Source organism: Campylobacter concisus, assembly GCF_003048905.1.
Lineage (GTDB): Bacteria > Campylobacterota > Campylobacteria > Campylobacterales > Campylobacteraceae > Campylobacter_A > Campylobacter_A concisus_V.
In genome coordinates this window covers 599205-618710 of record NZ_PIRO01000001.1, presented here as the reverse complement: position 1 = coordinate 618710, position 19506 = coordinate 599205, and the positions used below count along the sequence as shown (strand labels likewise).

Below are 19506 nucleotides of genomic sequence, written 5' to 3'. Positions count from 1 at the left end.
ATGCAAAATGCACTAGAACTTAAAAATATTTGTAAAATTTTTGGCGATGTAAAAGCACTTGATGATATAAGTTTTGAGGTTAAAAAGGGCGAGTGGGTCAGCGTCATGGGACCAAGTGGTAGTGGTAAGAGTACGCTTGTAAATATCCTTTCACTAATGGATACTCCAAGTAGTGGCACTTATATGCTCGGTGGCGATGATGCGAGCAATCTAAATGCTGATGATACACTTAAATTTAGACGTGAAAAGATCGGTCTTATTTTTCAGCAGTTTCACTTAGTGCCATATCTTAGCGCACTTGAAAATGTAATGATCGCTCAGTACTATCACAGCTCAGTTGATGAAGAGGATGCTAAAAAGGCACTTGAGGCAGTTGGTCTTTCTCACAGGCTAACGCATAGACCAAGTCAGTTAAGTGGTGGTGAGCAACAACGCCTTTGTATCGCACGCTCGCTCATAAACGATCCTGAAATTTTAATAGCAGATGAGCCAACTGGTAACCTTGATGAAGCAAATGAAAGAGTTATACTTGATCTATTTTGCAAGCTAAGAAAAGACGGCAAGACGATACTTCTAGTAACTCACAACCCTGATCTTGGCGAGTATGGCGATAAGATCGTCTATCTAAGACATGGTAAGCTAGAGAAAATTCGCACTATTGAAAACCCAAAGGTACCAAATGAGATATAAAATTTTATTTTTATGTCTAGTCTCAGCCCTAGTTATGGGCTGCGTCAAGCAGTATGAGAAGCATCACATTACGCTAAATGACTCAAGTGGCATCGATACGCAGTTTTTCCCTACTGAGAAGCGTCTAAAGATCGGTGACAAGCCATATATGCTATTTTTCTTTGGCACGGACTGCGGCGTGTGCAAGGCTGCGATCCCTGATCTAAATGCACTTGAAAAAGAGTATGGTAAAGAGGTTCAATTCATTGGTGTTTTAGGACCTAGTAAAGGCTTTGATAAAGATATTGAGCTTTTAAAAGAGCACAACATTACCTTTAAAACTACGAGCGATAAAGTTTCAGTTGATTACTTTAGTAAGGCAGTTGGTGGCGTCATGGGCGTGCCAGTTATCTATTTTTTTGATAAAGATGGTAAGATGCGATCAAAATTTATCGGTCTTACACCAAAAAGCGTACTTGAAAGTGCTATAAGATCGCTCTTGTAGGAGTGAATATGAAAAATTTCTTTTTGTTTGTCTTAGCGGTATTTTTTGTTGGATGTGCTAACAGCACTCCAAATATCTCGGTCAAAACGAGTGATCCGATCTTTTTTACGCTTAATGAATCAAACAGAAGCGTCTATGTAAATTTTAAAAATAGTGCGACCGGGCAAGATGTAAATGCTGAAATTTTAAGCGAGTTTGCAAAGGCTGGCTTTAGAAACGAGCCAAATATCAAAAATGCCGACTTCATCATCCTCGGCGATGTGCAAAGCTTTTCCAGGATAATCAAAAGAGATCCTAGATTTTCGATGGACATGGGATATGGCTTTGGTAGACCAAGCTTTGGCTTTGGTTACTCGATGTTTTTCCCATTTGGCTATTACGATGATGATGACTTTAGCACGAATAGCTATACTTATCACATGCAAGTAAGCGTGCTAGTGCGTCCAAAAAATGGTGGCGAAAAGGCGACAAATATCTCGCTTATGCAAGCTGGCAATGTCTATTCGCCAAGCTACATTTGGCCGTTTTTTAAAGAACGCCTAGCAAAACAGATCGTTAGCTTTTTTTATAACGTCTCGCAAAAGTAGGGGCACTAACGAGTGCTATTTAAACTAAGCTCGAATGAAAAGCTAAACTTTAATAAAATTTTACTTTCTTGGTCGGTAATTTTGAGAAATTTTTAAAGCTCTTATAACATGTATTTAGCTAGGTCAAAGCCTAGTTAAATTTTTATTATTCATTATCTATCTCAAAGTCGTAAAATTCACTTTCATACTCAACATTTCCTATTTTGCTGTATTGTATAAGAGCTGCTTTTATGTTGTCTATCTGCTGATACATTAGACCCAGAGCTATTCTATTTTCGATAGCACTAGCATCATTTAGTTTTGTTAGCTCTAAAAGTGCGATTGCGTTTGATACTTTTCCAGCTCCTGTCGCAGCCACAGATGCTAAAAACAATGTGCTAGCGTCATTTACTTTAAACTCATCGATCGCTTGATTATAAAGTTTATAGCTCTCATCAAAGTCGTTTGTAAAGATATCGACATAGGCTAGAGTTTGGATTAAATTTATATTCTTTGGAGCATTTTTTAGCTCGACTCTTAACTCATCACGCTCTCTTGTAAGTAAACCTGAAATTTGAAGTAACTTGATGTATTGCTTTTTGATGATATCAGCGCCGTGATAGAAAGCGTTTGAATCAAGCTGCTTGCCATTAAAGTGAATTTGTATCGCTTTTGCATACTCTTTGACATTTTGCTCTTTGTTTTTCGATATAAAATTTAAGATATTTGCAATAATATCATTTGGCAAAATTTTTAGTAGTTCATCAGCTTTCTTTACCATTAGCTCGTCATTGTTTGTTGTTTTTGCGATGATGATATCAAAGGCTAAATTTAGCATTGTCTGCTCTTTTGGCTCTTCAAGCCACCTTATCATCGCACTTTGGTTGCCACTAACCAGGCTTAGAAGCGAGGCATATAAATTTACAGGCTTTAAACTCTTGTCGTTTTCTAAATTTTCGCCGATCTCTTCAATGAGTTTTGGGTTTAAATTTCTATTTATATCTAGACAAATCGCCCCAAAAATACCTGCAAGATGGTTATTTACATCTTGGTGATAGCTTGCTATGAAGTGCTTTGCTGCAAGGCTAAAATTTCCAAGCTGAGCGTAGCTTAGAGCAAGGTTGTATTGCAAGATAGAGTGATTTGGATAAGTGCTGGCTAGCTCTTCAAACTCTTTATTTGCTTCTTTTAAGCGGTAGCTTAGTGCTTTTGCAATAGCTTCACTAAGTTTTGCATTTACTTTTGAAGCAGCTGCACTTTGGCTAAGATAGTCATTTGCTGCTGAAGTGTCGTCTAAAAAGACGCTAACGCCACCTTTTCTTATCTGCTCTATACTCTGTTTTGCATCAAAGACCTTGTAAGGTGCGAAGTAAAAAAGCGTCTCATAGCGCCTTGTTCTATCAAAAAACATATCATCACTAAAGTGTGCCTGAGCTAGGCTGACATCAAAAAGATCAGGCTTTAGTATCGTTTTTATCTTATAAATTTTGCTTGGCAAAGAAGCATTGTAGTCGTAAACATCTTTGATAAATGCAGCCGCGTCGCCGTAGTCAGAAGTTTTTAGATCAATTAGCGCCTCAGTCATCTTGATAAGATCAATATTTGGCGTATTTTTAGAAGCTTTTGTTAAATAATCCCTTGCCTTATCGTATTTGCCAAGTCTTGCATAGAGCTGTGCTAGCGTGAAGTCGGCCTTAAACGCCTTTTGGCTCTCAAGCTTAGCTATTGCTCTTTCATCATCTCCAAGAAGTGATAAAATTTTTGCACTTAAATATGCATATTCGTTTTTATAATCTGCAGTATTTGGATGAGAAAGCGCTTGAAGCGCCTCGTAATAGTTGCCTTTATAGTAGTTTATAAGCGCGTAGTAATAGCTATAAAGTGGCGAGTTGTTTTCATACTGCAAAAATGAATCAGCAAGTCCTATGTAGTAGTTAAAATTTTTAGTGTTATTTAGCTCGAGTGAGCAAACAGCAGCGTTTATGGCGCTAACTGCTGTGTTTTCTCTATCGGTTATAGCTTTATTAAAAGATACGATCGCCTCATCACATCTTTCTTGTTTCATCTGCGAAACACCGAGGTTGTAGTTTGAGAGAGACTGGTTATAAACAGCTATGTTTTCATAAATTTTTAGAGCCTCAAATTTATTGCCACGCTCGTAGAGCTGATTGGCTTTATTTATCATCTCATCTATCTTTGAAGCGCCAAAATTTTGCGTTTGGTAGTTGTTTTCTATATTTTTTACGATACTTGCAGTATCTATGTTCTCTTTTTTGTCTTTCTTTAGCAAGATAACTAGCAAAACCACTATCAAGATGATAAGCACTAGAGCGACCACACCTGCTATTATAAAGAGCTTTTTATTGCTCTTTTTTACGGGGATTGGCTCTGGGATGCTCTCATCTTGTAGCACACCCTCACTTGCGATACTCTCAAGCGAGACGATCTCTTCAGGTGCTTCGGCTTTTGCCTCTTCAGGCGCTTGCTCTGCTTGCTCGCCAGGTGGTTTTAAAACTACAACCTCTTCTTCTGCCACTACATATACCTTTTAAGAACTTCTGGAATTTCGATAGTGCCATCTGCTTTTTGGTAGTTTTCCATGATGGCAATAAGAGTCCTACCCACAGCTAGACTTGAGCCATTTAGCGTATTTACGAGCATATTTTTCTTGCCATCTTTAAAGCGAATTTTTGCACGCCTTGCTTGAAAATCACGAGTGTTGGAAATAGAGCTAATCTCTCTATATTTACCTTGACCAGGTAGCCAAACCTCAAGGTCTATCGTCTTTGCTGCGCTAAAGCCAAGATCGCCACTGCAAAGAAGCATGTGGCGGTGAGGCAAACCAAGGCTAGTTAGCAAGTCGCTAGCGCAAGATATCATCTCAGCAAGCACGCCCTCGCTTTGATCAGGCTTTGTGATACTTACTAGCTCGACCTTTTCAAATTGGTGCTGGCGGATCATGCCCCTCGTATCACGTCCTGCTGAGCCCGCTTCTTGGCGGAAGCATGCTGAGTAACAAGTCATCTTTATAGGTAACTGCTCGGCCTCAATGATCGTGTCATTATATAAATTTGTCACAGGCACTTCGCTAGTTGGGATGAGGTAGAGATCCTCGTCACGCACTTTGTAAAGGTCCTCTTCAAATTTAGGCAGCTGACCAGTGCCAAAAAGTGTATTTGAGCTTACTAGATAAGGGATATTTACAAGCTCAAAGCCGCGCGCGCTGTTAAAGTCGATCATGTAATTAACAAGCGCTCTACTTAGCCTTGCTCCCATACCGCGAAGAACGGTAAAGCGAGATCCTGAAAGCTTTGCGCCTCTTTCAAAGTCAAGCCAGCCAAGGCTCTCGCCTAACTCCCAGTGCTCTTTTGGTGTAAAGCTAAATTTAGTTGGCTCAAGCACCGTTTTAATGCAGACATTATCGTCCTCGTCCTTGCCAAATGGCACGTCATCGTCGGTGATATTTGGCATGCTAAATGAAATTTGCTCAAGCTTTTCTTCATATTGTTTAACGATCTCATCAGCATCAGAAAGTGCAGCTTTGTTTAAATTTAGCTCATTTTTTAGCTCACTCACGTCTTCACCAGCTCTTGCCTTTATGCCAAGCTCTTTACTCTTTGCGTTTTGAATAGCTTGGAAATTTTCAAGTGCTTTGCGCTTTTGTTTTAGTTCGTTAAAAGTTTGTAAAAGCTCGTCAAGTAGCCCAGCTTTTACATTTTTGCCCTCAAGTTTTTTTACAAATTCATCGTAATTTGTCTCGAGTAGTTTTAAATTTATCATTCCGTATCCTTAAACCATAAACATAACTTTTGCAAAAAGTACTATAAAAACTGCTGCTGTTAGCGCAAATGGATGTATGTTGCCAAGTGGGCTAGGGCGTTTAAATATAAATTTGCAGCTTAAATTTGTTATAACCGCAGCCACGATTAGCATCGCTAAGAAAAATTTGATCATAAAAATGATTTGTAAATTTGTCTCAAAGTAGCCTCCAGCCTTTGATCCGACCCAGTTACTCATCATCATGCCTCCAGTTAATACCAAAAACAAGATACAAAGTGGCATTATCTTAATAGCAACTGAACCGATAGCTTGTTTTGCCTTTTGAGCAAGCTCAGGTGGCATTTTTTTACAAGCTGCCTTAAAAATGATTACATCAAAAAAGAGGTAACCAATAAAGATGATTGCACAAAAAAGATGAACTATCTGTGCGTATGGATATAAATTTTGCATATTTTTCCTTTATTAATAAATTCCGACTGCTTCACGAACTTTTTTTATCGTTGTTTGAGCAACATTACTTGCCTTTTTGGCTCCTATTTCTAAAATTCCAGACACTTCGTCAGGATTATTTTGATAATGCTCAAATTTCTCTCTCGCATCTTTAAAATAGTCCCAAATAAGCTCATTAAGATAAGCTTTAAAGTGCCCATGACCCTCACCACCACGCTCATATCTAGCTTGAAGCTCTTTTTGCTCACTCTCGTCTAAGAAAAGTTTGGCGATATTATATACGTTGCAGTTTTGCCACTGTTTTGGCTCTTCAAGCGATGTGCCGTCTGTCACGATGCTAGAAATTTGCTTTTTAAGCGTTTTAGCATTGGCAAAGATGTCGATTGTATTGCCATAGCTTTTGCTCATCTTTTCGCCATTTGTGCCAGGCACGGTGGCGACATTTTCATCGATCTTTGCCTCAGGCAATGTAAAAATTTCTCCATGTTCGTTGTTAAATTTTATCGCGATATCACGAGCGATTTCTACGTGCTGGATCTGATCCTTGCCCACGGGTACGACCTGCGCATTATAAAGCAAAATGTCAGCTGCCATTAAAACCGGATAGCTAAAGAGTCCGTGGTGCGAGCTAAGGCCCTTTGCGACTTTGTCTTTATAGCTGTGCGCGCGCTCAAGAAGCCCCATAGGCGTGTGCTGGCTTAGCACCCAGTAAAGCTCAAGCACGTCTTTAACGTCGCTCTGTACCCAGAAAATACTTTTATTTGGATCGATCCCAAGTGCCAAAAACGCACACGCAGCCTCAAAAGTGTTTTGCTTTAGGGCTTTGGCCTCGCTAAGGCTCGTCATCGCGTGGTAGTTTGCTATAAACATAAACATCTCATTTTGCTCTTGCATATCAACCATCTGCTTTATCGAGGCAAAGTAGTTGCCAAGGTGTAGTTTGCCGGAGGGTTGGAGGCCGGTTAATACTCTCATCTTATCCTTTCAAATTTTGGCTTTTTCTCGTGAGCGCTTTTGATAGAGATTTGAAATTTTAAGCTTTCGGCAGACTATGTGTCTAGCTTCGGCTTAAAATTTCTACACAACTATCAAAATCATCTCACGATACTTTGCCAAAATATTTTTTAAATTTTAACGTTACATTAGAGTTTTTGTATCTAATCTAATCTTAAAATTTAACTGGCAGACCATGCGTCTAGCCTTTGATTAAGAACAAAATTTTGCCTCGCCTAAACAAAAATCTTTGCCAAAAGCTTTTAAATTTTAACATCAAGTTAGACTTTTTAGTCTAGCTTAATCTTAAAATTTTTATCACACAACTCTCGTCGCTTTAGCGTTGCGAATAAAGTGAAGCAAAAAATTATCTTACGATACTTCGCCAAAATTTCTAACTACAAAACGTTAAATTTAGCTCAAACATTTCAAATTTTAACACCACGCTAGATAGCCATCTAGCCTGATCTTGAAATTTATCGTTGCAAGCAGTATTTCGCACTACTTTACAACTAAATTTTTAAAAGCATCCTTATCTCTTTTACGATTTGCTTTGGAGTTTTACCCTCGACTTCGACGATGTAATCAGCCTTTTTCTCATAAAGCTCCTCTCGCTCCAGATGTAATGCCTCGGCTCTTTTTAGATCACTTAAAAGTGGACGTTTGGCGAGCTTTTTCTCGCTATTTTTGCTATTTTTTAGCCTTTGCATGATCGCATCAAAACTAGCTTTTAGATAGATCACGGTACCAATTTTTTTTAAATTTTTAACCTTCGCAAAGCCTCCACCAGTTGAAATAATGCTGTTTTTGACATTTGTTGCTAAAAATTTAGCTAGATCCTTTTCAAGCTGCCTAAAATGCTCCTCTCCGTACTCTTCAAAGATAGCTTTTATCTTCATATTTTGTGAGCTCTCTAGTAAGTCGTCGCAGTCAAGGTTCATCGTCTTTAGTGCCTTGCTTAGTGCCCTTGCAGTCGTGCCCTTGCCAACGCCCATAAACCCTATCAAAACGATATTGTTATTCTTTGTTTTCATCGCTCTCTCCACGTTTTTTAGGGATTAGCACGATAGGTACGCCAGTTAGATTAAAGCTCTCTCTAAGTTTGTTTGTTAGGTAGCGTTTGTAGCTAAAGTGCAAGCATTTTGGGCGGTTCATTATGAGCGCTATCATGATCGGCGCTGTCTTAAACTGTACTACGTAGTAAATTTTCACAACTCTGCCTTTATCTCGTGGCAGAGGGTGTGCCTTGGTCGCTTCACCGATCACTTCATTTAGCTTTGAAGTTTGGATTTTTTGAGTGTAGTTTTTATAAATTTCAACTATGAGCGGATAAATTTTATGCACTCTTTTGCCACCAAGTGCCGAAACACTGATGATCGGCGCGTATGCTAGAAATTTAAATCTATCCTTTATCTCTTTACAGAGTTCGTCAAATTCTTCGCTACTTTTATCCCATTTGTTTAGCACGATGATAACGCCAAGCTCAAATTTTGAGGCGATGCCAGCGATGCGCTCATCAAGTTCGGTTAATGGCTCAGAGCTATCAAGCACAAGTAATGCTACGTCCGTCTCTTCTAAAATTTTCTCAGTTCTATTTAGCGCGTATCTCTCGATGCCTTCGATCTTGCCACGCTTTCTGATGCCAGCAGTATCGACAAACTCAAAAACCCTGCCATCATGCTCGTAAATTTCATTAACTGGATCAATCGTAGTGCCTGCCACGTCGCTAACGACGGCGCGACTCTCCTTTACAAGAGCGTTTAAAAGCGAGCTTTTGCCGACATTTACACGCCCTATGATGCCAACTCTGATGTTTTTGCTCTCATAGTCTATCTCGTCGCTTAGCTCGCCCTCGTCGTTATAGTTTTCTAAAAAATCATCAAAATCTTCACTAGTATCGGCCTTTATCTGCACTTTATCTTCTATGTGCTTTGCTAGCCACATACTTAGCTCATCTATGCCTGTGTTGTGGCTTACAGAAATTCCAAATGATTTTTTTGCTCCAAAGCTTACAAATTCCCACTCTCTTTGCTCATCTTTTTTGCTGTCTATTTTATTAATGACTAATGCGATTGGTAAATTTAGCTTGCTAAGCTCGTAAAAAATGGCTCTATCTCCGTCATCTGGCATCATTTTACCATCGACCATGTATAAAATGACGTCTGAATTTTTAGCCTCTGCTAAAGTTTTTGCTTTTACATTTTTAAAAAGCTCGCTACTATCATCAAGGCCACCACTGTCGATTAATATGCACTCTTTGCCCTCAACCTCGATCTTAGCTTTGTTTGTATCTCTTGTCGTGCCGCTAACATCGCTTGTTATAGCGATACGACGACCAGCTAAGCGGTTAAAAAGTGAGCTTTTGCCGACATTTGGCTTGCCTACTAATATTACTTTTTGCAAATTTTGTCCTTTTCGTGATGGCTGATTATACAAATTTTTGACTTATATAAAGTATAAAAATTTGCTTAAAGGCGCCAAAATAAAAGAAAAAATCAACCAAAATTTAAGCCACTTTTCATTAAAATGGCTACTTTAAATTTAAAGGTCATGTGATGTTAAAAAGGTTTTATATTTCGCATCTTGGCATTTTTTATATGCTTTTTGCTTGCTTTATGTTTGCCGTTACTGGCGCATTTGCAAAGTATCTTAGCAAAGATATGCCATCTATCGAAGTTGTATTTTTTAGAAATTTAATAGGCCTTTTTATCGTCATTTATGCCATTTATAGATTTCCATTTAAACAAGCTGGTGGACACTTTTTTTTGCTAATGTTTCGTGGCTTTGTGGGCACAGTGGCACTTTTTGCTTTTTTTTATAATGTCGCTCATGTAAATTTGGCCACAGCTTTTACATTTCAAAAGACAAATCCAATCTTTACGGCTATCCTTGCAGCTTTTATTTTTAAAGAGCGTCTAAGCTCACTTGGCTGGTTTGCTGTATTTTTGGGATTTGGTGGAATTTTGCTTGTTATCCAGCCAAATTTAGGCATAAGCAAGACTGATATTATCGGTGTTTGGAGCGGCCTTGGTGCGGCGATCGCATACACGAGTGTAAAGGAGCTAAACAAGAGTTACGGTACAAATGTGATCGTGCTAAGTTTTATGCTTTGGGGCTCGTTTTTGCCACTTATTTGCATGGGTTTGGCAGAATTTTTCACCTACGAACCACTTGATTTTTTGTTTTCAAAATTTAGCATGCCAAGCTGGTATAACGTTGTTTTTATCTTGCTAATGGGGCTTAGCGGATATTTTTTTCAGTCGTACATGACAAAGGCGTTTGCGGTTGGCAAAAAGGCTGGAGTGATCGCTGCGGTTAGCTACGCAGACGTCATTTTTACGCTTATAATTGGCTATTTTATGGGCGATGCGTTACCAAATCACTTAGCGCTTGTAGGCATCATACTTGTCGTGGTTAGTGGAATTTTAGTTGTTAAAGAAAAATAAAGGAGAAAAAATGATCTTAATCGCTGGACCTTGCGTGATAGAGAGCAAGGAGCTTGTTTTTGAAGTGGCAAAAAGGTTAGTTAAATTTAATGAAAATCCAAAGCTTGATTTTTACTTCAAGTCTAGCTTTGACAAGGCAAATCGCACGAGTATAAGCTCATTTCGCGGGCCCGGACTTGAAAAAGGGTGTGAAATTTTAGCCAAGGTCAAAAAGGAATTCGGTTTTAAAATTTTAACCGATATCCACGAGAGCTACCAGGCTGCGCCCGTAGGCGAAGTGGCCGACGTGCTGCAAATCCCTGCGTTTTTGTGCCGCCAGACCGATCTGCTCGTGGCCGCGGCTAAGACAAAAGCCGTGGTAAATATCAAAAAAGGGCAGTTTTTAGCGGCATCTGCGATGAAACATTCGGTCAAAAAAGTGCTAGAAACAAGGGGCATTAGCGGCGATGGATACGAGGTCGCTAAACAAAACGGCGTGTGGCTAACTGAGCGAGGCAGCACCTTTGGCTACGGAAATTTAGTCGTAGATATGCGAAATTTGGTAATAATGAGAGAATTTGCGCCCGTGATTTTCGACGCGACTCATAGCGTACAGATGCCGTCGGCTTTGGGTGAGAAAAGCGGCGGTGACGCGAGATTCGTGCCGTATCTAGCGCGAGCTGCGGCGGCTGCTGGCGTGGACGGATTTTTTTACGAGACGCACGTAAATCCTTGCGAGGCGCTTTGCGACGGGCCGAATATGCTAAATTTGGACGAGCTAGACGCAAATATCGCTCAAATTTTTAAGATAAAAGACGCCCTAGGCGATGCAAACTAAGGGCTTTTTGTGGGTATTAGGCGGCGCGGTCGCCGAGTGCGGCTGGGCGTACGGGCTAAAACACGCCCAAGATGCCGTAGGATTCGCGCTTACTGCCGCGTTAGTCTGCGTTAGCTTCGTATCGTTTATAAAGGCTTTAAAATACATCCCCGTTAGCGTCGCATATACCGTATTTGTGGGATTTGGAGCGTTTTTTATTGTGGTCGCCGAAAGCGTTAGCGAATACGGCTCAAGCGGCCAGGCGCCAGATCCCTTGCGGCTATTTTTCATAGCGACGCTAGTTGCAGGCGTACTGGGGCTAAAAAGGCTAAAATCTTGATGCACGTTTTAGCTCTTTTAGCAGCGGGATGCTGCGAGGTTTTGGGCGTGTTTTTTCTAACGAAATTTCAAAAAAGCTTCGGCGTGAAAAAGGCGGCGAATTTTTTGATTTTAACCGCGAATTTCGCCCTTTCGCTCTGGCTTTTGAGCTACGCGATGCAGGCGATGGCGATGTCGGTAGCGTACGCGATTTGGACGGGTATCGGAGCGATCGGAGCCGTGGGCGTCGGAGTGGTTTTTAACGGCGAAAAAATGAGCGCGCAAAATGCGTTTTATCTATCGCTAATAACGCTAAGCGCGGTAATGTTAAAGATAATTTAAAGGAGAAATCATGAAAATAATCGAAGGAAATTTGGCTCTAAAAGGCGGCGAGAAGGTCGCCATAGTGGGCGCTAGGTTTAACCACATCATCACCGATAGGCTGGTCGAGGGCGCGAGGGATGCGTTTTTGCGCCATGGCGGCGACGAGGCGAATTTGAGCCTCATTTTGGTGCCGGGCGCGTTTGAGATACCGATGGCGCTTGAAAAAGCACTAACTAGCGGTAAATTTGACGCCGTTTGCTGCGTGGGAGCGGTTATCCGCGGCTCTACGCCTCACTTTGACTACGTTAGCGCCGAGACTACCAAGGGTATCGCAAACGTCACGCTAAAGTACGGCAAGCCGGTGACCTTTGGCGTGCTAACGGTCGATAGCATCGAGCAAGCCATCGAGAGAGCTGGCTCAAAGGCTGGAAACAAGGGCTTTGAAGCGATGACGGGCGTGATCGAGATGCTAAGCTTATATAAAAATTTGGAGGCGTGAAATGGCGACTCGTCATCAGGTTAGGCAGGCCGTCGTTTCGCTGCTCTACTCAAATGAGATAAATCCGGTAACTGCTGCATTTGAAGAGGAATTTCTAGAAGAGAAAAAGATAAGAAACGAGCGTAAACATGAGGCACAGCAGACTTTTAAAGAGGTGCTCGCAAATAAAGAAAAACTAGATGAAATTTTAAAGCCATATCTAAAAGATGGCGATTTTAGTAAGGTTGGTGCGACTGAACTAGCCATCCTTAGACTTGGGCTCTATGAGATGAAATTTAGCCAAACTGATAAGGCTGTCATCATAAACGAAGCGATCGAGCTTGCGAAAGAACTTGGAAGTGATCAGGCACCAAAATTTATAAACGGTGTACTTGATAAGCTAAAGGGCGATCTGTGAGGCTCTGCGTCGCACTTGATATGGCTAGTCGTGAAGAGAATTTAGCCCTTGCTAGCGAGCTAAAAGGGCTTGATCTTTGGCTAAAAGTGGGGCTTAGAAGCTATCTTAGGGATGGGGCAAAATTTATAGAAGAGTTAAAAGAACTTGGAAATTTTAAAATTTTCCTCGATCTAAAGCTCTATGATATCCCAAATACGATGGCGGATGCGGCTGAAGTCGTCTCAAAAATCGGCGTAGATATGATAAATGTGCATGCTAGCGCTGGTGAACGCGCGATGAAGACAGTTATGGATAGACTAGCTGGTCTTGGAAGCCGTCCTTTAGTACTTGCGGTATCGGCACTTACTAGCTTTAGTGAGAGCGAATTTGACGCTGTTTATAACGATACAATCGCAAGAGCTGTTAGGAAATTTAGCCAGATGAGTTTTGAAGCAGGGCTTGATGGAATGGTCTGTTCTGTTTTTGAAAGCAAGCTCATCAAAGATGTTACAAATGAGAAATTCATCACTCTTTGCCCTGGTGTTAGGCCTTTTGGTGAGAGTGCTGGAGATCAAAAAAGAGTAGCAAACTTAGTGAGCGCAAAGCAAGAAGGTAGTGACTTTATAGTTGTTGGCAGGCCGATTTATGAAAATGCAAATCCAAGAGAAATTTGCGAAAGAATTTTGGAGCAAATTTAAAATTTGAACTTGTGTGAAGTGGTTTTTAACTAAGCTTTTTTACAAAATGTTGCGTGAAGATGATATCAAAGCGAAGTGAGGAGCTAAATTTGAGTGATTTTAAGAAAATCCTCTATGTTGGCGAAGCGACGCAGGCCGATCTGCTGGCACTCGGCTATATAGACATTGCTTCGTTAAAGGGTGCAGATCCAGACGAGATGTTTGAGCGCACAAAGGCGCTCGGATGCGGCAGCAATAGATGTATCCTCTATGTTTACCGTATGGTTTGCTACTATGCAAATACGCCGCACCCAGACAAAGCCAAACTAAAATGATGGCCTTGGAAGGACTAAATTTATAAATTTTTATTTTTAGATTTTCTATCTGAGGGCTATAATTGTGAAATGCAAATTTAAGCAAGATATCAGCGGCCTTCAATTATAATGCGATTTCTTTTTATGGACAGATGGGTGAGTGGCTGAAACCACACCCCTGCTAAGGGTGCAGCTCTTAATCGGGGCTCGAGGGTTCAAATCCCTCTCTGTCCGCCACTGCTTATAAATAATCACAAATTTTTATTATCATTTCACATTATTTTTTGAATATCTTTAATATAAAATTAAATTATTTCTGCGTTAGAAAATTGCTTACCTAGTAAAAACTTAACTATAAGTTTGTAGATTTTAGACTGATGACTTTTTGTGAAATTTATAAGTAAAAATTTTATAGTGATCACACATTTTTTAAAAAATATAATTTTTTTGGTTATATTGTTGTTTCAAACTAATTAAAAATATCTTAAATTAAGTTTTTATTATAAAAAATATTATATTTTGCTTAATTAATTATATTGATAATCAAAAAGCTATTTTTTGATAAAAGCTTATAATTCGCTTTTTACAAACTATTGACATTTGGAATTTATATATTTAATTAATATATTTTTTTCTTAAAAGATAAAATTTCTCACATAAAGTTATATCCTATAAAGATAGTATATAATCACGCAAAAATTTAAATAATACAAAAAATAATAATAAGGAGTAATCTTGGCTAAAGAAGCTGGAGTAGTAAAATTTATTAGTGGCAAGGCGGTCGCTATCGATCAAAATGGAAATGAGAGAGAGCTAAAAGTAGGTGACATCCTTTATATGGGAGAGAGCATCAAGACAAGTGATGCCGCTGATAAAATAACAATTGTTTCAAATAATGGAAAAGAGATTACAATTGTAGGCAATGATACACTTGCTTTAAATCAAAGTACTATAGGCGCGGAAGGTTTGGCAGATGTTAGCGATTTGCAAAATGCTATTTTAAATGGTGGAGATCTAACAAAACTTGAAGAGACTGCTGCTGGTGGAAACACTGCTGCTGGTGGTGGAGATGGCGTTAGCCTAAGTGACGCTAAATTTGCTGAGGGTGGCCACTACTCAAACATTAATGCAACATATAGAAATTTAAGTGATACAAACAGAGCTTTTGCATCATACGATAGCCCAATAAGCGGATACAATGGTGGAGATGATACTATAATCCCAAGCAATCCTCTTGTAACTTTTATAAGCGATCTTAATAACGATGGTACTTTAAGCAGGGTTGAGCATGCACGTGATACAAATTTAAATACATCAAAAGTTCTTATTACAATTCCAAATGATGGCACAGTAAGGGCTGGAGATATACTAAATATCACTATAACTAAGCCAGATGGTAATACTGAAAATAAAACAATTCCTATCACTCCAACTATCATAAGCAATGGTTATCAGTTTGATGCACCAATACAGACTGGCAAAATTTCAAAAGTTGATGCAACTATTACAAATTTTCAAGGAAATGTTAGTGGTAGAAGTGAAGATAGCGTAACTTCAAGTGGCTTTAGTGCTCCAGAGGTTAAATTTACAGAGGATAACAGTCCTGATAATAATCTATTAACATATACTGAAAATGCTAAAGACGGCAATCTAAATGAAACTCCAGTACTTATAACTGTAAAAGATGTGATTGTTGGAGATGTGCTTCACGTGACTTTGACAAAGCCTGATGGTACAACTGAGGTTAGGAATGTGCCTATAGACCAAAATATAATAGATAATGGATATAAGATAGACAATATGCCAGTTGAACATGGCAAGCCTTCAAAAGTAGAAGCTTACGTAGCAGATAGCACAAACACGATGAGAAGTGCAACTGCAAGCGACTCTACTACTCTTGATGTAAAACCGACTTTGAAATTTACTGAAGATACAGATGATAATATCTATCTATATGATAATGAAAATAAGCAAGATAACGACTTTAGAAGCACGACGGTAGAAATAACTCTACCAAAAGATGTAGTTATTGGTGATAAGATTGTTATAACTTATACTGATCCACTAACTAAGCAAGATACAACAAAAGAAATTTCTCTTACACAAGAGATGATTGATAATCAAAAAGTAAATACCTCTCTTCCGATATTTCCAGATGTAAGAACATCAGCTAGTGTTCATGTGGTAGATAAAAACAATGTTCGAAAAAGTGAAGAGTCAGATCAAGATAGTGTAGAGCCTATTGGTAGAAATTTGTATATGACACTACCAGAAGAAAAGACTCTTCATGAAATTTCAAGACAAGAAAGTGCTGAAGACAATGAAGTAAATAAAACCACAGCAAGGATTACTCTGCCAAATAAAATTGACAATGGCGATAAGCTTACGCTAACTATTACTGGACCTGATCCTGATGATCCTGTAAATAATCCATCTAAAACTTATACAAGAGAATTTACTATACATATGGATAGTAAAGGTGCTGTGACTAGTGTAACAGAAAACGGAACTTCTAATGTTTTAACACCGATAAAATCAGGTGACAATCAATATACCATTGATGTTTCTGGTATACAGCTAAAGCATGGAGAAGATACGAAAATTAAGGCTAAAATCACACATTCAAATCCAGACAGGCATACATCTATAAGTGAGCCAGAAGTATCGGCTAGTTTAGAGTATGTAAAAAAACCTGAAGTTATCTTTGGAGAGGCTAATGGCACTAGGAGTATGAGTAGGGAGCAAGCTATGAGTGATCATGATCTTAATAGCACAACAGTCACTATAAAGCTTCCTAAAAATGCAGTAAGTGGAGATAAACTAACTGTAACTATAAAAGAGCCAAATGAAGCTACTGCTAGAGAAATAAAATATACTATTGGAAAAGATAATAATGGTAAGTTCTTTGTAAAAGATAGCGATGGCGATAAAATAGATACAGAAACAGATGGTAGAAGCTTTAAAATTTCTGGCATTAAAACAGCAACTGGTCTAGAAACTAAAGTAACAGCCGAGATAAAAGATAAAGATGGTATTCAGCATTCAGAAGATACAAGCACAGTTACTATCTCAAATATAAACGATATGGCGGTATATTTCAAAGAGGATGCTGACCGTAACGTATCCTTAACGAGAGCGGAGAGCAAGGACGCGGATGGCGACCTACATAAAACGACAGTAGTAGTAAAAGTGCCAAATAACGTTATAGCTGGCGATGTGGTAACTGTAAAAATAGATAATGGCACTTCACCTAAAACTTATAAGGTTACAGGTAGAGACCCAAGCGGTAAAATCATGCTAGAAGATACTTCTACTCATGCTTCTATAACTGCAAGTGATAAAAATGAGATAGAAATTCCTGGCGTAGAGATCATTGCTGGCAAGACCATCAATGTAACTACTGAGACCACCGATGCAAGTGGCGGCAAGAAAGCCGAAGCTCAAAATCATAATACTCTTGAAAAGCTTCATGAAGACATGGAGATAACTTTTGAAAAAGATATCAATAATGATGGTATTTTGGGTAGTTCAGAGGCAACTGGAGCGACTACTATAGCAACTATCAAGCTTCCTTCAAATTTTGTTTTAGGTGATAAATTAATAGTAGAGTCACACAACGAAGACACGCCAAACAATAAAACGACCAAGACATATGAGATAGTAAAAGACAATAACGGCAAATTGATAGCCAAAAATGGCAGTGAAGAGCTTGATATTACCGATGATGCTGATAGCAATAAAGTGGTCAAATATACACTTGGCTTAACAGAAGATCATAAGACTATCATTAATGCCAAGGTTACTGATAATACTGGCGCTGATAAGGTTGAGACAAATAGCGATATTACGCTTGATGCTCAAGGTAGCGGTTCTGGAACAGGCTTTAGGCTATTTATTGATGAGGATAAAGATAGAAACGGAGTTCTAAGTAGAGATGAAGCCATGAAGGATGGAAATTTAAATACCACTTCGGCAATACTTCAAATCCCAACCACTGTAAATAGTGGCGATACTATAAAAGTTAAGGTAAATGGTGGGGCAGAGAAAACTTATACCGTTGCTTCAAATGATGGTACAAACGTTACTATAAAAGATGCGGGTGGCAGCATTGTTGCACTTGAGCCAGGAAATAAACTAAAAATTTCTAATGTTCATATAGATAAAGATCATCCAGCAGTGGTTGAAGCTACTATAAATGGAGTAACAAAGATAGCTAAAGCTACATTGGAGTCAGTAGATACTAAAAATTTAAAGATTGAATTTGTTGAAGATAATGCAAGTAGAGACAATGTAATAGACAGAGATGAAGCTATTTTGGACAATGATATAAAAAAGACAATTATAAGCGTTCAGGTGCCACATAATGTCACAAATGGCGATAAGGTAGCAGTAACAATAAAAGAACCTCAAACTAATGGTACTACGGCTGCTAGGATTATAAATTACACAGTTTCAAAAACTGCCAATGGTAAAATTTCACTTACAGATGATACTACTCATGTTACTACACAGTTAGCAAACAATACTATAAAAATTCCTGGCGTTGCTATGCTTCCAGGTCGTGAAACTAGTGCAGTAGCTACTATAACAAATGGTGCTGAGACTACAACTAGCAGCGAAGCAAAAGCTAAACTTGCACCTTTAAGTGAAGCGGGATTAAGTGTAAGCATAGTTGCTGATAAAAATGATAATGGCATTATCTCAAGAGATGAGTCAGGTAGTAAAATTTCAAAGGTTCATGTTTCTATCCCGGGAAGCGTTATAGCAGGCGATAAGATAGATGTTAAGATAACAAATCCTAATGGATCTATCTTAACTAAACATTATGAAGTTATGGGAAAAGATGTAAATGGAAAAATTATACTTAAAAATTTAGATGATAATTCTCAACAAACGCTTGGCAGAGATACTCCACTTGATCTTGATGCTACTATCGCAGTTGATAAAGAAACAAAAGCTGAAGTTACTCTAACTGACACATTTGGTGAGAGCAAAACAGTAAGCGATACGGCACATGCTGAAATCGATGCTATAAGAGGCATCATGTTTAATAAAGATATAAAAACCTCAGAAAGTGGTGAGAGATCTACTACGGTTAAAGTTTATCTTAATGAAGATGCCAGAAATGGAGATACGGTAGAGTTTAAATACACTGATCCAGACAACCATGCATTAACTAAGACCGCAACATATACTCTATCAGCTGCAGATATAGCAAAGGGCACATTTGACCAAGAGCTTGATATCAATGCAAGATCAGCCTATGATCTAAATGTTAAAGCCTCACTTAAAACTTCAGATGGCTTAGAGTCCAAGTCTTACGAGCCTTATAAACCACTTCATATAGGCGTTGAAAACTATACGGTTAAATTTGACGCAAGCAAAGATATGAAAGGTGGTGAAGGTCATGATACTTTGGTATTTGATAAGCAAATAGTTGATCTTAGAGGCATTGCTAATCTTGATTCAAAAGTGGAAAGCTTTGAAAATCTTGAGCTTAAAGGAAAGACAGAGATCAAATTTAATGTACAAAATATCCTTGATATCACTGATAACCCTGATACGGTGCTTAAGATAAAAGGTGGTGATGTTGATGCTAATGGCAATAAAATCACAAAAGTTGATCTAGATCACAAATGGGATCGTGACTCTAACTACGACGCTAGTGGCTTTAAAGGCTACTCAAGCATAGATCAAATAAATGGAAAAACTATCCATATCCAAATAGACGACAAAATCCACACCGATCTTTAATCCCAAAAATGAGTGCGTAAATTCGCACTCATTTCAAAC

18 protein-coding genes and 1 tRNA gene are annotated in these 19506 nt (G+C 38.9%); 13 read left to right on the top strand and 6 right to left on the bottom strand.

Annotation, left to right across the window (positions count from 1 at the left end; translation table 11 throughout):
- Genes CVS95_RS03145 through CVS95_RS03135 form a run of 3 tightly spaced genes read left to right on the top strand, consistent with a single transcriptional unit; the run spans window position 1 to window position 1761 of the window.
- Window positions 1–690, top strand: coding sequence for an ABC transporter ATP-binding protein (locus tag CVS95_RS03145; RefSeq protein WP_107695535.1), 690 nt, complete (start codon window positions 1–3; stop codon window positions 688–690).
- Window positions 680–1174 carry a TlpA family protein disulfide reductase gene (locus CVS95_RS03140; protein WP_107695534.1) on the top strand — a complete coding sequence of 165 codons (495 nt, stop codon included), beginning with the start codon at window positions 680–682 and terminating at the stop codon, window positions 1172–1174. Before CVS95_RS03145 ends, CVS95_RS03140 begins: the two co-directional genes overlap by 11 nt.
- 8 nt (window positions 1175–1182) lie before the next feature.
- The gene (locus tag CVS95_RS03135) at window positions 1183–1761 is read left to right on the top strand and encodes a hypothetical protein (RefSeq protein WP_107695533.1); all 579 of its coding nucleotides are present in this window, start codon (window positions 1183–1185) and stop codon (window positions 1759–1761) included.
- Between the two features lie 145 nt (window positions 1762–1906).
- Here the strand turns inward: CVS95_RS03135 and CVS95_RS03130 are convergent, their stop codons facing one another.
- The 6 genes from CVS95_RS03130 to der all read right to left on the bottom strand — a co-directional run bounded on the left by CVS95_RS03130 (window position 1907) and on the right by der (window position 9366).
- The gene (locus CVS95_RS03130) at window positions 1907–4276 is read right to left on the bottom strand and encodes a tetratricopeptide repeat protein (RefSeq protein WP_107695532.1); all 2370 of its coding nucleotides are present in this window, start codon (window positions 4274–4276) and stop codon (window positions 1907–1909) included.
- Window positions 4276–5520, bottom strand: a complete 1245-nt coding sequence (gene serS, locus CVS95_RS03125; RefSeq protein WP_107695531.1) for a serine--tRNA ligase — start codon at window positions 5518–5520, stop codon at window positions 4276–4278. The genes CVS95_RS03130 and serS overlap by 1 nt, the downstream gene beginning before the upstream one ends.
- 9 nt (window positions 5521–5529) lie before the next feature.
- Complete coding sequence (locus tag CVS95_RS03120) at window positions 5530–5970, bottom strand: copper resistance protein CopD (protein ID WP_107695530.1); 441 nt, start codon at window positions 5968–5970, stop codon at window positions 5530–5532.
- Window positions 5971–5982: 12 nt separating this feature from the next.
- Window positions 5983–6945: a tryptophan--tRNA ligase gene (gene trpS, locus CVS95_RS03115; protein ID WP_107695529.1), complete on the bottom strand. Its 963-nt coding sequence runs from the start codon at window positions 6943–6945 to the stop codon at window positions 5983–5985.
- A gap of 530 nt (window positions 6946–7475) precedes the next feature.
- Window positions 7476–7997 (bottom strand): shikimate kinase, encoded by a 522-nt coding sequence (locus CVS95_RS03110; protein ID WP_107695528.1) that lies wholly within the window; start codon window positions 7995–7997, stop codon window positions 7476–7478.
- Window positions 7981–9366: a ribosome biogenesis GTPase Der gene (gene der, locus CVS95_RS03105; protein ID WP_107695527.1), complete on the bottom strand. Its 1386-nt coding sequence runs from the start codon at window positions 9364–9366 to the stop codon at window positions 7981–7983. Before der ends, CVS95_RS03110 begins: the two co-directional genes overlap by 17 nt.
- Before the next feature lie 152 nt (window positions 9367–9518).
- Between der and CVS95_RS03100 the strand changes: the two genes are divergently transcribed.
- The 10 genes from CVS95_RS03100 (at window position 9519) to CVS95_RS03055 (ending at window position 19467) form a co-directional block, all read left to right on the top strand.
- Window positions 9519–10409, top strand: coding sequence for a DMT family transporter (locus tag CVS95_RS03100; protein WP_103649492.1), 891 nt, complete (start codon window positions 9519–9521; stop codon window positions 10407–10409).
- Between the two features lie 10 nt (window positions 10410–10419).
- On the top strand, window positions 10420–11226 hold the full coding sequence (gene kdsA / locus CVS95_RS03095) for a 3-deoxy-8-phosphooctulonate synthase (protein ID WP_107695526.1): 807 nt from the start codon (window positions 10420–10422) through the stop codon (window positions 11224–11226).
- Window positions 11216–11545, top strand: a complete 330-nt coding sequence (locus CVS95_RS03090) for a DMT family transporter (RefSeq protein WP_107695525.1) — start codon at window positions 11216–11218, stop codon at window positions 11543–11545. The genes kdsA and CVS95_RS03090 overlap by 11 nt, the downstream gene beginning before the upstream one ends.
- Entirely contained in the window at window positions 11542–11865 is a 324-nt protein-coding gene (locus CVS95_RS03085; RefSeq protein ID WP_107695524.1) for a DMT family transporter, read from the top strand. Before CVS95_RS03090 ends, CVS95_RS03085 begins: the two co-directional genes overlap by 4 nt.
- A gap of 10 nt (window positions 11866–11875) precedes the next feature.
- Complete coding sequence (gene ribH, locus CVS95_RS03080) at window positions 11876–12346, top strand: 6,7-dimethyl-8-ribityllumazine synthase (RefSeq protein ID WP_107695523.1); 471 nt, start codon at window positions 11876–11878, stop codon at window positions 12344–12346.
- 1 nt (window position 12347) lies between these two features.
- The gene (gene nusB, locus CVS95_RS03075; RefSeq protein WP_085657769.1) at window positions 12348–12743 is read left to right on the top strand and encodes a transcription antitermination factor NusB; all 396 of its coding nucleotides are present in this window, start codon (window positions 12348–12350) and stop codon (window positions 12741–12743) included.
- Window positions 12740–13420, top strand: a complete 681-nt coding sequence (pyrF, locus tag CVS95_RS03070) for an orotidine-5'-phosphate decarboxylase (RefSeq protein ID WP_103583350.1) — start codon at window positions 12740–12742, stop codon at window positions 13418–13420. Before nusB ends, pyrF begins: the two co-directional genes overlap by 4 nt.
- 89 nt (window positions 13421–13509) lie before the next feature.
- Window positions 13510–13734 (top strand): helix-hairpin-helix domain-containing protein, encoded by a 225-nt coding sequence (locus CVS95_RS03065; RefSeq protein ID WP_107695522.1) that lies wholly within the window; start codon window positions 13510–13512, stop codon window positions 13732–13734.
- Window positions 13735–13859: 125 nt separating this feature from the next.
- A tRNA-Ser gene (locus CVS95_RS03060) sits at window positions 13860–13950 on the top strand.
- 498 nt (window positions 13951–14448) lie between these two features.
- The gene (locus CVS95_RS03055) at window positions 14449–19467 is read left to right on the top strand and encodes a retention module-containing protein (RefSeq protein WP_107695521.1); all 5019 of its coding nucleotides are present in this window, start codon (window positions 14449–14451) and stop codon (window positions 19465–19467) included.
- The last annotated feature ends 39 nt before the right edge of the window (window positions 19468–19506 follow it).

Excerpts from the sequence above, each read along its gene's own strand:
- CVS95_RS03145 (WP_107695535.1), top strand. The coding sequence starts at position 1 with ATGCAAAATGCACTAGAACTTAAAAATATTTGTAAAATTTTTGGCGAT.
- CVS95_RS03140 (WP_107695534.1), top strand. The coding sequence starts at position 680 with ATGAGATATAAAATTTTATTTTTATGTCTAGTCTCAGCCCTAGTTATG.
- CVS95_RS03135 (WP_107695533.1), top strand. The coding sequence starts at position 1,183 with ATGAAAAATTTCTTTTTGTTTGTCTTAGCGGTATTTTTTGTTGGATGT.
- serS (WP_107695531.1), bottom strand. The coding sequence starts at position 5,520 with ATGATAAATTTAAAACTACTCGAGACAAATTACGATGAATTTGTAAAA.
- CVS95_RS03120 (WP_107695530.1), bottom strand. The coding sequence starts at position 5,970 with ATGCAAAATTTATATCCATACGCACAGATAGTTCATCTTTTTTGTGCA.
- trpS (WP_107695529.1), bottom strand. The coding sequence starts at position 6,945 with ATGAGAGTATTAACCGGCCTCCAACCCTCCGGCAAACTACACCTTGGC.
- CVS95_RS03110 (WP_107695528.1), bottom strand. The coding sequence starts at position 7,997 with ATGAAAACAAAGAATAACAATATCGTTTTGATAGGGTTTATGGGCGTT.
- CVS95_RS03100 (WP_103649492.1), top strand. The coding sequence starts at position 9,519 with ATGTTAAAAAGGTTTTATATTTCGCATCTTGGCATTTTTTATATGCTT.
- kdsA (WP_107695526.1), top strand. The coding sequence starts at position 10,420 with ATGATCTTAATCGCTGGACCTTGCGTGATAGAGAGCAAGGAGCTTGTT.
- CVS95_RS03090 (WP_107695525.1), top strand. The coding sequence starts at position 11,216 with ATGCAAACTAAGGGCTTTTTGTGGGTATTAGGCGGCGCGGTCGCCGAG.
- ribH (WP_107695523.1), top strand. The coding sequence starts at position 11,876 with ATGAAAATAATCGAAGGAAATTTGGCTCTAAAAGGCGGCGAGAAGGTC.
- nusB (WP_085657769.1), top strand. The coding sequence starts at position 12,348 with ATGGCGACTCGTCATCAGGTTAGGCAGGCCGTCGTTTCGCTGCTCTAC.